At 72.1% G+C, this 12,689-nt stretch carries 12 protein-coding genes; 6 read left to right on the plus strand and 6 right to left on the minus strand.

What is annotated here, in order from left to right:
• Positions 1-13: 13 nt before the first annotated feature.
• The 4 genes from ACFXC1_RS48255 to yczE form a co-directional block, all read right to left on the minus strand.
• Complete coding sequence (locus ACFXC1_RS48255; protein WP_003977404.1) at positions 14-388, minus strand: RNA polymerase-binding protein RbpA; 375 nt, start codon at positions 386-388, stop codon at positions 14-16.
• A 255-nt stretch (positions 389-643) separates the two neighbouring features.
• Positions 644-1,993, minus strand: coding sequence for an MFS transporter (locus ACFXC1_RS48260; RefSeq protein ID WP_381255981.1), 1,350 nt, complete (start codon positions 1,991-1,993; stop codon positions 644-646).
• Between the two features lie 41 nt (positions 1,994-2,034).
• Positions 2,035-2,802: a glycerophosphodiester phosphodiesterase gene (locus tag ACFXC1_RS48265; RefSeq protein ID WP_381255984.1), complete on the minus strand. Its 768-nt coding sequence runs from the start codon at positions 2,800-2,802 to the stop codon at positions 2,035-2,037.
• Entirely contained in the window at positions 2,799-3,488 is a 690-nt protein-coding gene (gene yczE, locus ACFXC1_RS48270) for a membrane protein YczE (protein WP_381255987.1), read from the minus strand. The genes ACFXC1_RS48265 and yczE overlap by 4 nt, the downstream gene beginning before the upstream one ends.
• Positions 3,489-3,552: 64 nt before the next feature.
• Between yczE and ACFXC1_RS48275 the strand changes: the two genes are divergently transcribed.
• The gene (locus ACFXC1_RS48275) at positions 3,553-5,052 is read left to right on the plus strand and encodes an SCO1417 family PLP biosynthesis transcription factor (protein ID WP_381255990.1); all 1,500 of its coding nucleotides are present in this window, start codon (positions 3,553-3,555) and stop codon (positions 5,050-5,052) included.
• 55 nt (positions 5,053-5,107) lie between these two features.
• Here the strand turns inward: ACFXC1_RS48275 and ACFXC1_RS48280 are convergent, their stop codons facing one another.
• Positions 5,108-6,685 carry a hypothetical protein gene (locus ACFXC1_RS48280; protein ID WP_381255993.1) on the minus strand — a complete coding sequence of 526 codons (1,578 nt, stop codon included), beginning with the start codon at positions 6,683-6,685 and terminating at the stop codon, positions 5,108-5,110.
• Positions 6,686-6,719: 34 nt separating this feature from the next.
• A complete protein-coding gene (locus ACFXC1_RS48285) occupies positions 6,720-6,914 on the minus strand; it encodes a hypothetical protein (RefSeq protein ID WP_019066471.1) in 195 nt (64 codons plus the stop codon).
• 256 nt (positions 6,915-7,170) lie between these two features.
• Here ACFXC1_RS48285 and ACFXC1_RS48290 point away from each other — a divergent pair, with 256 nt between their 5' ends.
• The 5 genes from ACFXC1_RS48290 to ACFXC1_RS48310 all read left to right on the plus strand — a co-directional run bounded on the left by ACFXC1_RS48290 (position 7,171) and on the right by ACFXC1_RS48310 (position 12,599).
• The gene (locus ACFXC1_RS48290; protein WP_019066472.1) at positions 7,171-7,563 is read left to right on the plus strand and encodes an ankyrin repeat domain-containing protein; all 393 of its coding nucleotides are present in this window, start codon (positions 7,171-7,173) and stop codon (positions 7,561-7,563) included.
• A gap of 333 nt (positions 7,564-7,896) precedes the next feature.
• Positions 7,897-9,315 carry a HEAT repeat domain-containing protein gene (locus ACFXC1_RS48295; protein ID WP_381255997.1) on the plus strand — a complete coding sequence of 473 codons (1,419 nt, stop codon included), beginning with the start codon at positions 7,897-7,899 and terminating at the stop codon, positions 9,313-9,315.
• A gap of 139 nt (positions 9,316-9,454) precedes the next feature.
• Entirely contained in the window at positions 9,455-10,582 is a 1,128-nt protein-coding gene (locus tag ACFXC1_RS48300; RefSeq protein WP_381256000.1) for a glycosyltransferase family 4 protein, read from the plus strand.
• The gene (locus ACFXC1_RS48305; protein ID WP_381256003.1) at positions 10,579-11,742 is read left to right on the plus strand and encodes a glycosyltransferase; all 1,164 of its coding nucleotides are present in this window, start codon (positions 10,579-10,581) and stop codon (positions 11,740-11,742) included. Before ACFXC1_RS48300 ends, ACFXC1_RS48305 begins: the two co-directional genes overlap by 4 nt.
• Positions 11,739-12,599: an SGNH/GDSL hydrolase family protein gene (locus ACFXC1_RS48310; RefSeq protein WP_381256006.1), complete on the plus strand. Its 861-nt coding sequence runs from the start codon at positions 11,739-11,741 to the stop codon at positions 12,597-12,599. The genes ACFXC1_RS48305 and ACFXC1_RS48310 overlap by 4 nt, the downstream gene beginning before the upstream one ends.
• Positions 12,600-12,689: the final 90 nt, after the last annotated feature.

The following is a 12,689-nucleotide window of genomic DNA, read 5'->3' on the forward strand; positions in this document are numbered from 1 at the left end:
CGCACCTTCGGGGCTAGGCCGACTTGCGGCTGTCCCTCGGGTGAACCGCGATATTCATCGCGCCGGAACGGAGAACGGCAAGACGCTCCTCGAGGACCTCTTCGAGTTCCTCGCGGGTGCGCCGCTCCATCAGCATGTCCCAGTGGGTACGCGCGGGCTTGGCCTTCTTTTCCTCAGGGCCGTCGCCGTCGACCAGGAGTGCCTGGGCCCCGCAGACCTTGCACTCCCACTCCGGCGGAATCTCCGCCTCGACCGAGAAGGGCATCTCAAAGCGATGTCCCTTCTCGCATGCGTACTCCACGGCCTGGCGTGGTGCCAGGTCGATACCGCGGTCCGTCTCGTAGCTGGTCACCACGAGGCGCGTGCCGCGAAGAGCTCGCTCACTCATGAATCGTGCCTCCCGGGCTTGTCGCCCACAGGACAGGTGTCGCTGTCGTCGTCATCCGGTCAACGTCCGGTCGGCGGTAAAGATTCCCGTACGGGGTCATGCGTCGCCGTCGTAGCCGCCCCTTGTTGTACCCACCAGCGCCCGGTTTGTCACATCTACTAGCAGATGTCACCTAGCGATTCGTCATCTTTGACGCGCAGTAACGGTACGCCAGGCAGGCCAAACGCGTACACTACCGCCCTTTCGCCTCCAGCGCTAAATCCTCTCGGGAAGAGGATTGCCCGCGTCGCCGATCGCCCGTGCCACCGGAACCCGTGCGAGCAGCACGAACCCGACGACGAAGAAGACCACCAGGGAGATGATCGCGTCCCGGTAGCTTCCGGTCAGCTGGTACGTCACCCCGAACAGAAGCGGTCCCAGCCAGCTCATGCCCCGATCGCTCATCTCGTACGCCGAGAAGTACTCGGCTTCCTTGCCGGGCGGCACCAGATGCGAGAACAGGGACCGGGACAGCGCCTGGCTGCCGCCCAGGACGAGGCCGATCCCGGCGGCCAGCACGAAGAACCAGACGGGCGCACCGGCGGGCAGGAAGTACCCGGCGCCCAGCGTCACCGTCCACGCCACCAGCGAGCCGAGAATCGTCCGCTTGGCCCCGTAGGTCCGGGCGAGTCGCCCCATGCCGAGCGCGCCCGCCACCGCCAGCACCTGGACCATCAGCACGGCCGTGATGAGCGTCGACTGGCTCAGCCCCAGCTCCTCGGAGCCGTACACGGAGGCCTGGGAGATCACCGTCTGGATGCCGTCGTTGTAGATCAGGTAGGCGAACAGGAAGGACAGGGTGAGAGGTTTGCCGCGCATGTCCCGGACCGTCGCCGCGAGCTGCCGCCAGCCCTGCGCCGTCGGCGCCTCGGACGGCGTACGGCCGCGGTCGCGCAGCCGTTTCAGCGGTACGAGGGTGAAGGCGCCCCACCAGATGCCGGCCGAGGCGAGACAGATGCGGACGGCCATCGACTCGGACAGGCCGAAGGAGTCGTGGGCGGTGAACAGGATCAGGTTCGCGACCAGGACCAGGGAGCCGGCCGCGTAGCCGAAGGCCCAGCCGCGTGAGGAGACCGCGTCGCGTTCCTCGGGTGGGGCGATCTGCGGAAGGTAGGAGTTGTACAGGACCATCGAGACGGCCACGGAGGAGTTGGCGACGATCAGCAGGAAGCCGCCCAGGAGATAGCGGTCGCCGTCCAGGAAGAACAGTCCCGTGGTGGCGGTGGCGCCCACATAGGCGGCGAGCGCCAGGAGGGGCTTCTTGCGGCCCGTACGGTCGGCCGCGGCACCCGCGAGGGGCATGATCAGGATCGACACGATCACGGACGCGGAGACGGTGTAGGCGAAGAAGGAGCCCGCGCGGACCGGTATCCCCAGGGGATGCACGAACCCGTCCGGGTCCGCCGCCGACTTCGCGACCGAGGTCAGATAGGGGCCCAGGAACACGGTGAGCACGCTCGTCGAGTAGACGGAGCAGGCCCAGTCGTAGAAGTACCAGCCGCGCTGTTCGCGCCGCCGTTCGGCTGCCTCGTCGGCCTCCGGTGACCGCAGGGTGTCGGTACCCACCCGTGCCCTCGCTTCCCCGTGCACGCGCCGGCGCCGGGGGCTCAGGCCCAGACGCCCCGCTCCACCATGACCTCGCGCAGTGTGTCGATGTGATCGGTCATGATGCCATCGACTCCCAGGTCAAGGAGCCGGTGCATGCGATCGGCCTCGTTGATGGTCCACACGTGGACCTGCACTCCACGCGCGTGGGCAGCGCTGACGAAGCGCCGGTCAACGACGGGGACGCCCGACTGCTCCTCGGGCACCTGTGCGGCGATCGCCGAACGGCGCACCGGGAGGGGCGCGCCCCAGGAGCGGAGCCGCAGATTCAGCACCCCGCGCGTGCCGAACGACGTGGCCAGGCGCGGCCCGGCCAGGTGCTGGGCGCGGACCACGCGCTTCTCGGAGAAGGAGCCGACGCAGACGCGGTTCCAGGAGTCGGTGCGCTCCAGCAGGTCCAGGAGGGGGTGGAGCGCCGGTTCCGCCTTGATGTCGACGTTCCAGCGCACCTCGGGGAAGGTCTCCAGCAACTCCTCGAAGAGGGGCACCGGTTCCCGGCCCGCCACGCGCGCCTGGCTCACGTCGGACCAGAAGAGGTCCGCGATCCGGCCCGCGCCGTCGGTCACCCGGTCGAGGGTCTCGTCGTGGAAGGCGACGAGTTTCCCGTCCGCGGTGGCGTGCACGTCGGTCTCGATGTACCGGTAGCCCAGCTCGACCGCGCGCCGGAACTGGAACACCGTGTTCTCCAGGCCGTCCGCCGCGCCGCCCCGGTGGGCGAAGGGGATCGGACCGGGATGGTCGAGGTAGGGATGACGTATGAGCGTGGTCACCCGGGCAGTATCGCCCGTTCCGGTGACCCGGTGGCTACCACCGTGCTGCCGCCGGGTGCCGAGGGGACGGCGAAGACGCGAAGGAAGAGCTGGGCGAGCGGGCCGATCGCCAGGGCGTAGAGCAGAGTGCCTACGCCCACCGTGCCGCCCAGCGCGAAGCCGGTGGCCACGACGGCGACCTCGAGGCCCGTGCGGATCAGACGGATGGAACGGCCGGTGCGCTGGTGCAGCCCGGTCATCAGCCCGTCGCGGGGGCCCGGTCCGAAGCTCGCGGAGATGTAGAGGCCGGTGGCGACCCCGTTGAGCAGGATGCCGGCCAGCAGCAGCGGAATCCGTACGGCCAGGCCGTGCGCGTCGGGAACCAGCGCGAGGGTGCCGTCCATGGCCAGGCCGACCACGAACACGTTCGAGACGGTGCCCAGTCCCGGGCGCTGGCGCAGCGGTATCCACAGGAGCAGCACCGCCGCGCCCACGATGATCGACACGACACCGATCGTCAGGCCGGTCAGTTCGGCGAGGCCCTGGTGCAGCACGTTCCAGGGCTCCAGGCCCAGGCCGGAGACCACGAGGAGGGCCGAACTGGCGCCATAGAGCGCGAGTCCGACGTAGAGCTGGACCAACCGTCGGCCGAGACGGTTCCGCGTGGACAAGAGGTGCCCCCTGGTGGTGGTAGTGGCCTGACGCATGACACTCTGTGGCTTGAGAACAGACGTCATCCATGGCCAATTCCGGGAAGGTGGACTGGTTTCCATGGCGCAGTGGACCTCGGCGATGGGCGCCGCGCAGCTGGCCCGGCTGCTCAACTCCCAGCAGGACCGCCCGGCCGGGCCCGGCACCCGCCGGCCGCCCGCCTACCGGGCCCTCGCGGACGGCATCCGCCTCCTCGTGCTGGAGGGGCGCGTCCCGGTGGCCGCCCGGCTGCCCGCCGAGCGGGAGCTGGCCCTCGCGCTGTCCGTCAGCCGCACCACGGTCGCCGCCGCCTACGAGGCGCTGCGCGCCGAAGGGTTCCTGGAGTCCCGGCGCGGAGCCGGCAGCTGGACCGCCGTACCGGCCGGAAACCCGCTCCCCGCGCGCGGGTTGGAGCCGCTGCCCCCGGAGGCCCTCGGCTCGGTGATCGACCTGGGCTGCGCCTCGCTGCCCGCGCCCGAGCCGTGGCTCACCCGGGCCGTCCAGGGCGCCCTGGAGGAGCTGCCGCCGTACGCCCACACGCACGGCGACTACCCGGCCGGGCTGCCCGCGCTGCGCGCGATGATCGCCGAGCGGTACACCCTGCGCGGGATCCCGACCATGCCCGAGCAGATCATGGTCACCACCGGCGCGATGGGCGCCATCGACGCCATCTGTCATCTCTTCGCGGGACGCGGGGAGCGGGTCGCCGTCGAGTCGCCCTCCTACGCCAACATCCTCCAGCTGATGCGGGAGGCGGGCGCCCGGCTTGTGCCCGTGGCGATGGCCGAGGGGCTGACCGGCTGGGACATGGACCGCTGGCGGCAGGTCCTGCGGGACGCGGCGCCCCGGCTCGCGTACGTCGTCGCCGACTTCCACAACCCGACCGGCGCCCTCGCCGACGACGACCAGCGGCGGCAGCTCGTGGACGCGGCCCGCTCGGCCGGCACCGTGCTCGTCGCCGACGAGACGATGACCGAGCTGTGGCTGGACGACGTCGAGATGCCGAGGCCCGTCTGCGGGTTCGACCCGGCCGGTTCGACCGTCATCACCGTCGGCTCCGCCAGCAAGGCCTTCTGGGCCGGCATGCGCATCGGCTGGGTGCGCGCCGCCCCCGATGTCATCCGCAGCCTGGTCGCCGCCCGCGCCTACGCCGACCTCGGCACCCCGGTGCTGGAACAGCTCGCCGTCAACTGGCTGTTCAGCACGGGCGGTTGGGAGCAGGCAGTCGACATCCGGCGTGCCCAGGCCCGCGAGAACCGCGACGCGCTGGTCGCGGCGGTACGGCGGGAGCTGCCCGGCTGGGAGTTCGAGGTGCCCAGGGGCGGGCTCACGCTCTGGGTGCGCACGGGCGGACTGTCGGGTTCCCGGCTCGCCGAGATGGGGGAGCGCGTGGGGCTACGGGTGCCGTCCGGGCCGCGCTTCGGCGTCGACGGGGCCTTCGAGGGGTATGTGCGGCTGCCGTTCACGGTGGGCGGCGCGGTGGCCGAGGAGGCGGCGGCACGGCTGGCCGCGGCGGCCCGGCTGGTGGAGAACGGGGTTGGCGGGGGCGGGGGCGAGTCGCCGCGGACGTTTGTGGCGTAGCCGGCGAAGGGGTGTATCCGGGGGCCGGTGCGGTCGCCCGCACCGGCCCCGGCTTCTACGAGGACTCCGCCACCGCGGCCTCCACCACCGCTTCCGTGGCCACTGTCTCCGCCGCGTCCGCCGGTGTCGTGCGCGGCGGGAGCAGGGCCAGCACCGCCTGGCGGTCCGTGTCGCTCGTCGCGTCGTCGTACGGGTCCGGGGTCGCCGGGACCTGGAGGCGGTGCACCGGACCGTTGCCGAGGCGGGCGTAGCCGCGGCCGGGCGGCACCTGGGCGATCGGCGTGGTGTGCGGGGGAGCGCCGAGGACCGCCTCCAACTGGGCGGCGGTGGCGGGGCCGAGGACGACACGCGCGCGCGTGTGCTGTCGTACGGCGTCGCTCAGGGTGTCCGCGCTGTCGAACTGGTCGGCCACCACCACCGTCACATGGGCCGCGCGGCCGTGCCGCAAGGGGACCTGGAGGAGGGACTGCGGGTCCTGGCGGCCGTCGGCGGCGGCCAGGTGGGCGAAGGCGCTCGGGCGGTCGAGGATGATCCACAGGGGGCGCCTGGTGTCGTCCGGCGCCGGGTGGCCCGACTGGCGGGCGTGGTTGGCCGCGATCAGCCGGCGTTCCGTCTCCTGGGAGGCCCACTCCAGGCTGGCCAGGGTGCCGGTCAGCCCGCACTCGACGGCGAGGACCCCGTCCCGGCCGGTGAGGCACGCGTACTCGCCGGTGCCGCCGCCCTCCACGATCAGGACGTCGCCGTACTGGAGGGCCTGGAGGGCGATGGAGCGCAGCAGGGTGGAGGTGCCGCTGCCGGGCTGGCCCATGACCAGCAGGTTCGGCTCGGTGGAGCGGACGCCGGTGCGCCAGACGACCGGCGGGACGTCACGCTGTTCCGTGCCGTGGGTCAGGGGGAGCGTGCGGTGGACGTGGGTCGCGTCGGTGAAGCCGAGGACGGTCTCGCCGGGGGCGGTGACGAAGTGCTGGGCGGCGATGTCGGTGGGGAGCGGGGCGAGGACACCGATGGCGAGCTGGTTGCCCTCCTCGTCCCACTCGAACCGGTACTCCCGGCCGCGGCCGGACTTCGCGGTGAGCAACTGCTCGATCCGCGCGCGGGAGTCGGCCTCGCCGTCGGTGAAGTAGGCCGGGTAGCGGACGACCAGGTGGGTGATGCGGCCCGCGCCGTCGAACTCGTAGGCGGGGAAGGCCTTCTCCCAGTCTCCGCCGTGGGCGAACAGGGGCGAGGGATCCTCGGCGGCCGAGAAGTAGGGCACCAGCGCCTCGTAGAGGGACTGCAGGCGCTGGGTCTGGGACTCGTCGGGCCCTTCGGGCGCCGGCGGGGTGCGGTCGCGGCCGTGCCATGCTGCCGCCGCCATCAGGACGATGGCGGCGAGCAGCGGGCCGTACGGCACCAGTGCCACCACCAGGACCACCGAGGCCACCAGGAACAGCAGTGGCCCGCGCCTGTCCTTGGGGGTGTCGGCCCATCTGCGCCGCCCGGCGGATGCCAGCCGGCGCAGACCGCGAGTGATCGTGATCAGCGGATGGAGGACGTCGGTGGCGCTGTCGGCCGCCGTCCGGGCCAGCTCCCGGCTGCGGGCGATCTGTGCGCTGCCGTTGCTCAGGATGCGGGGGAGGGGGCGCCGGGCCACTGCTGTCTCCTGGTGGTGCGTACGGGTGGGTGTGTCAGAACTTGATGCCGCCGAGGAGGCTCGCCAGGCTCTCCCCGCCGGCCTTGATGCTCGGCGCGATGGCCGTGCTGGCCATGTAGAAGCCGAAGAGCGCGGCCACAATGGCGTGGGAGGCCTTGAGTCCGTCCTTCTTGAAGAAGAGGAAGACGATGATGCCGAGAAGGACGACGCCTGACATGGACAGGATCATTTGAGCTCTCCTGGTTCGTGGGGACAGTCACCATGAGTTCTTCCAGGATCACAGGATGTATCCATACGATAAAAGGTGCAAGTGGGTGAATTTCGGCGGATTTCCCTCTGATGGCGGAGCGCATTCGGGCCGTCTGAGCAGGGGTTTCACCTGTGTCGGGCCCTGTGGTGATCTTTGCCTCGGAGGGGGCCGGTCATGTGTCGGCGGAGCCAGTACGCTGGCGATTCACCCGTACTAGTGAGAGGCGGTCAGGCCGATGAGTGAAGCCCCCGACCCCGAGGTCGTGGAGCTCGCGACCAAGATCTTCGATCTGGCCCGCCAGGGTGGGACCGAGGCGCTGGTGGCGTATGTGGACGCGGGCGTTCCGGCCAACCTCACCAATGACCGCGGTGACTCCCTGGTGATGCTCGCCGCGTACCACGGGCACGCGGACGCCGTACGGGCCCTGCTGGCGCGGGGGGCCGAGGCCGACCGGATCAACGACCGGGGGCAGACCCCGCTCGCCGGAGCCGTCTTCAAGGGCGAGCAAGAGGTGATCGAAGTCCTGCTGGAGGCCGGAGCCGATCCGGCCGCGGGCACGCCGTCGGCACTCGACACGGCCCGGATGTTCGGCAAGGCCGAGCTGCTGGAGCTGTTCGGCGCGCACTGAAGTGTGGTCCGTCAGCCACTGGGACGGGCCGTGTGACCAGGTACGACAAGGAAAACGGGGGAAAACGGGGGAAGGCAGCACGGGGCCGCCCGAAATTTCGGTCGCGGCAGCGAGAACTGCCGGGTCATCATGACGTCGTGATTCACGGACGCGATGGCCGGGCAGGTGTTGCCGCACCGCGCGGGCCGTGAGGGCCCGCTTGGGCCACCGACGAGAGGCAGAGGAAAATGGTCTACAGCAAGCAGGAAACGGCGGGCGCCCCGACGTGTTGTCACGCGGCCAGGTAGTGCACGTCCCCCGGTTGCGTCGACGCTTGATGTGAGGCTGTTTCCCATGTTCGATCCGGTCATAGCGCCCAGCGGTACGCTGCTCGGCCTGCTTCAGCGGGGCCGCGGCGACGGCACACTGCACGCGCTCACCGCACCCCGTGCCGAGGCACTGGCTGCGCTGAACCACTGTGTGCTGCGCGACCCCCGCCACGACTGGCAGGTGGAGAACCGCTCCCTGTACTACGCCCGTCTGTACCTCGATCTCAACGGCGACCTGGACGCCGTCGAGGCCCACCTCTTCGACAATGAGGACGTCCTCGACACCGAGGAGTCCCGCACGGGGCTCGCCCTCGCCGTCCTCGGGCACCTCGCCTCCTACGGCAGGCGGGACGCGCTCGCGCTGCTGCGCCGGTACGCGGCCACCGGGACCAACTGGGCCTGGGCGCTCGACGAACTGGCCCTCAGGGACGACGACGCGGGCCTGCGCGCCCTCGCCGCCCCCGTGCTGGCCCGTTTCCCGGCCGATCCCGAGGGCGAGGCCGAACTGGCCACCGCCGTCCGCGACGCCTTCGAACCCCGGCCCTGGCGGCTGTGGGCCGAGGACTCACGCGAATCGATCGCCACGCGCGTGCGTGCCGCCCAGGAAGCCGGCTGCTTCGACCGCTGGCAACGGCAGATGCGACCGAGCGGGCCCCGTCCGGGGTGGAGCGTGCAAGCGGTGTTCGAATGGGCCCAACAGGGCATCGAACGCGGCGCCGCGCTGCACGTCCCCGCCGCCCGCTGCCTCAGTGCGGTGGCCGGCCCCGAGGACCGGCCCGAGATCGTCGAGGCGGCCAAGGAAGGCAGCGAGGGAGCCCGCTGCACCGCCCTGCGCTATCTCGCCGACAGCAACGACTCCGAAGCCCTCCAGCTGATCGAACGCGCGGTCGCCACCGGCTCCGCGCCCGTGGTCGAGGCCGCCGTCGACGCCTTCGAGCGGATGCGCTCCGTCGCCGCCGTCGACCGGGCGCGCGGCTGGGCCCGACGGCCCGACCCGCTCGGCGCCGCCGCCGGCCGGATGCTCGCCTGCCGGGGCGGAGCCCAGGACAGCGACCTCGTCCTCGGCGCCCTCAGGGAGGCCGTCATGGGCGAAGGACCCGACGCCCCCACCCTGTGGACCCTCGTCGACGGCGCCGGCCGCCTCGGCATCGTCTGTGCGGCACCCGTTCTGCGCCATGTCTACCGGGAGACCGCCTCGTCCCATCTGCGCGGCCGGGCCGCCCGGGCGCTGGCCGCCACCGACCCCTCCTTCCCCACCGGCTTCGCCGTCGAATGCCTCTGGGACTGCGAGGAGACCACCCGGGAGATCGCCGCCCGGCACGCCGAGACCGGCGACGCCAGGGTCGTGGAACAGCTCCGCAGGCTCGCCGCAGACCCGGCCGAGGAAGCGGAGGTCCAGACAGCCGTTCGGAGCCGGATCGGGCCCGACGCCCCCGCAGTGTGAACACGGGATGACCCGCGGGTCAGACGCGCATGGACGCCGTCTGACCTGCTCGGGTGTGCAGCGTAACGCTCATGGGACGTTCACCGTTCGCATAGATCCACGTTGACGCGGGCACGTCCAGCGCGGCGACAACACGGGTATGCGTGTCGTCATCGTGACCGAATCCTTTCCCCCCGATGTGAACGGCGTGGCCCACTGCGCGCTCCAGACCGCCCGGCACCTCGTGGATCGCGGTCATCATCCGCTCGTCGTCGCGCCGGCCACCGCGGCCGGTTCCGGGCCCGACGCCCAGTCGCCGTGCCCTGTCATCCGTATCCCCTCCCTACCGCTCCCGGGCTACCCCCAGGTCCGCGTCGCCCTCCCCAGCCGACGCGTCGCCGCGGCCATCACCGAACACCGCGCCGACATCGTGCACCTGGCCAGCCCCTTCATCCTCGGCGTCCGCGGCATGGCCGCCGCGGCCCGGCTCGGCATCCCCGCCGTGGCCGTCTACCAGACCGACCTGGCCGGATACGCCCGTACGTACGTCGGTGCCGGTGAGTCCACCGCCTGGCGCCGCATCCGCTCCGTCCACGCCGCCGCCGACCGCACCCTCGCGCCCTCCAGCGCGGCCCTCGGCGACCTGGAGGCACACGGCGTGCCCCGGGTCAGGCTCTGGCCGCGCGGGGTGGACACCGAGCGCTTCCGCCCGGAGTACCGGGACGAGGCGCTGCGCCGCGAACTCGCCCCGAACGGCGAACTGATCGTCGGCTACGTCGGCCGGCTCGCCCCCGAGAAGCAGATCGAACTCCTCGCCGGAGTCTGCGGTCTGGAGGGCGTCCGTGTCGTGGTCGTCGGCGACGGACCCAGCCAGCCGCACCTCAGCGAGGCGCTGCCGGGCGCGGTCTTCCTCGGACGCCGTACGGGCGACGAGCTCGCCCGTATCTTCGCCTCGTTGGACATATTCGTGCACACCGGACCTTTTGAGACCTTCTGTCAGACCGTCCAGGAAGCCATGGCCAGCGGCGTTCCCGTCGTCGCGCCCGCCGCCGGCGGACCGCTCGACCTGGTCGCCCACGGGCGCACCGGGTTCCTCTTCCCGCCGCGCGACGAGACCGCCGTGACGGACGCCGTACGGACCCTGGCCGCCGATCCCGCGCTGCGGGCCGAGTACGGAACCGCCGCGCGGGCCATGGTCGAGGGCCGCACCTGGGCGGCCGTCGGCGACCAGCTGATCGCCCACTACGGCGACGTCCTCGCCGCCCGCAAGGTGGTGGTGGCGGCGTGAACACCGCTGCGCTGCGGATCGTACGGCTCGCCAACTTCGTGGCCCCCTCCTCCGGGGGGCTGCGCACCGCCCTGCGCGAGCTGGGCAAGGGCTTCAAGGAGGCCGGGCACGACCCGGTCCTCATCGTGCCCGGCGAGCGCCACACCGACCGCGAGACCGAGCAGGGCCGCATCATCACCCTGCCCGGTCCGCTGCTGCCCGGCACCGGCGGCTACCGCGTCCTCGCCGACAAGCGGCGCGTGGCCAACCTCCTGGAACAGCTCGCCCCCGACCGCCTCGAGGTCTCCGACCGTACGACCCTGCGCTGGACCGGCAAGTGGGCCAGGCGGGCCCGCATCCCCGCCGTGATGGTGTCCCACGAGACCGCCGACGGCGTCCTGCGCACCTGGGGCCTGTCGGAGAACATGTCCCGGCGCACCGCGGACGCCCTCAACGTCCGTACGGCGCACACCTACGCGCGCGTGGTGTGCACCACCGAGTTCGCCGAGCGGGAGTTCGTCCGAATCGGCGCCCGCAATGTCGTACGGGCGCCGCTGGGCGTCGACCTGGTGGGGCGCAGTCCGGCACTGCGGGACCCGGTCGTGCGTGCGGAGTACGCGCGCGTGGACCAGGTTCTGCTGGTGACCTGCACGAGGCTCTCCGTGGAGAAGAAGCCCGGTACGGCGCTCGACGCCCTGGAGGCGCTGGTACGGCGCGGGCGGCGGGCGGTCCTCGTGGTCGCCGGGGACGGGCCGCTGCGCGCCCGGCTCGAACAGCGGGCCCGGGAGCGCGGGCTGCCGGTCACCTTCCTCGGGCACGTGTCCGACCGGCGGCTGCTCGGCGCGCTCCAGGCCTCCGCCGACGTGTGCCTGGCACCCGGGCCCGCCGAGACCTTCGGGCTCGCCGCCCTGGAGGCCATGGCCTGCGGCACGCCCGTGGTGGCCAGCGCCTCGTCCGCGCTCCCCGAGGTCATCGGCTCCGCCGGGGCCACGGCCGCGGACAACGGGCGGGCCTTCGCGGACGCCGTGGACATGCTGCTCGAACGCTCCGAACCGGAGCGGCGGGAGATCGCACGCGCGCGTGCCGAGTGCTTCGGCTGGGACACGGCGGTCGACGCGTTCCTCGCCGCGCACGACGCGGATGTTCCGGTACGGCGCTTCGTGCCCGGAGGCGTGGCATGAGAACGGTCCGTTTCGTCGCCCTCGGTGACTCGCTCACCGAGGGCGTGGGCGATCCCGTCGGCGAGGCATGGCGCGGCTGGGCCGCGCTGCTCGCCGACGGGCTGGCCGGGCAGCCCGAGGCGTCCGTGGAGTTCACGAACCTCGCGGTCAGCGGGGCGCAGTCGCGGGACGTGCTGGAACGGCAGACCCCGGCCGGGCTCGCCCTGAACCCGGACATCGTGTCCGTCGTCATAGGCGTCAACGACACCCTGCGCTGCACCTTCGACATCCAGGCCCTGGCCGCCCGGCTCGACAAGGTCTACGCGGCCTTCACGGCCCAGGGCGCGGTCCTCCTTACGGCCTGTCTGCCCGACCCGGGTGCGATGCTCGGCCTCCCGGGCGCACTGGCCCGTCCGCTTGCCCGGCGGCAGCGCGCCGTCAACACGGTGGTGCACGCGCTCTCCGAGCGGTACGGGGCCGTGCATCTGCACGCCGCGGAGGGCGAGTGGATCATGGACCGTGCCATCTGGAGCGCGGACCGGCTGCACCCCGGGGAGCGGGGCCACCGCCAACTGGCCCTGCGGTTCCACGCGTTGCTCGCCGAGGAGGGTGTGGCCACGGGGGCCGCGCCGTCGCCCGAGCCCGAGTTCCCGGCACCCACCAGGTCGGCCAGCCTGTGGTGGCTGGCGACCGCGGGCACCGGGTGGGTGGCCCGCCGCTGCACCGACCTGCTGCCGCAGCTGCTCAGGCTGGCCGCCGACGAGATGCGCCACCGCGCGCGGGGCACCAGCGCGCGGCTCGACCTGAGCGCGTCCCACGCGGTGTCGGCGGCGCTGGCCGCCCTCTCGGTGGGGGAGAAACAGCCGGACGCCGCCTAGAAGGCTGATGAAGATCTTGTTGAGGGGCTGTCCGGCCGGAGGCCGGATGGCCCTTCTTTGTTATGTGGTGGCTGGGGCGAGGTGCCAGGC

Origin of the sequence: Streptomyces hokutonensis (assembly GCF_042751305.1) — a bacterium.
In the GTDB taxonomy this organism is placed as follows: domain Bacteria; phylum Actinomycetota; class Actinomycetes; order Streptomycetales; family Streptomycetaceae; genus Streptomyces; species Streptomyces hokutonensis_A.

Excerpts from the sequence above, each read along its gene's own strand:
- ACFXC1_RS48255 (WP_003977404.1), bottom strand. The coding sequence starts at position 388 with ATGAGTGAGCGAGCTCTTCGCGGCACGCGCCTCGTGGTGACCAGCTAC.
- ACFXC1_RS48290 (WP_019066472.1), top strand. The coding sequence starts at position 7,171 with ATGAGTGAAGCCCCCGACCCCGAGGTCGTGGAGCTCGCGACCAAGATC.
- ACFXC1_RS48285 (WP_019066471.1), bottom strand. The coding sequence starts at position 6,914 with ATGATCCTGTCCATGTCAGGCGTCGTCCTTCTCGGCATCATCGTCTTC.
- ACFXC1_RS48300 (WP_381256000.1), top strand. The coding sequence starts at position 9,455 with ATGCGTGTCGTCATCGTGACCGAATCCTTTCCCCCCGATGTGAACGGC.
- ACFXC1_RS48310 (WP_381256006.1), top strand. The coding sequence starts at position 11,739 with ATGAGAACGGTCCGTTTCGTCGCCCTCGGTGACTCGCTCACCGAGGGC.
- ACFXC1_RS48295 (WP_381255997.1), top strand. The coding sequence starts at position 7,897 with ATGTTCGATCCGGTCATAGCGCCCAGCGGTACGCTGCTCGGCCTGCTT.
- yczE (WP_381255987.1), bottom strand. The coding sequence starts at position 3,488 with ATGCGTCAGGCCACTACCACCACCAGGGGGCACCTCTTGTCCACGCGG.
- ACFXC1_RS48275 (WP_381255990.1), top strand. The coding sequence starts at position 3,553 with ATGGCGCAGTGGACCTCGGCGATGGGCGCCGCGCAGCTGGCCCGGCTG.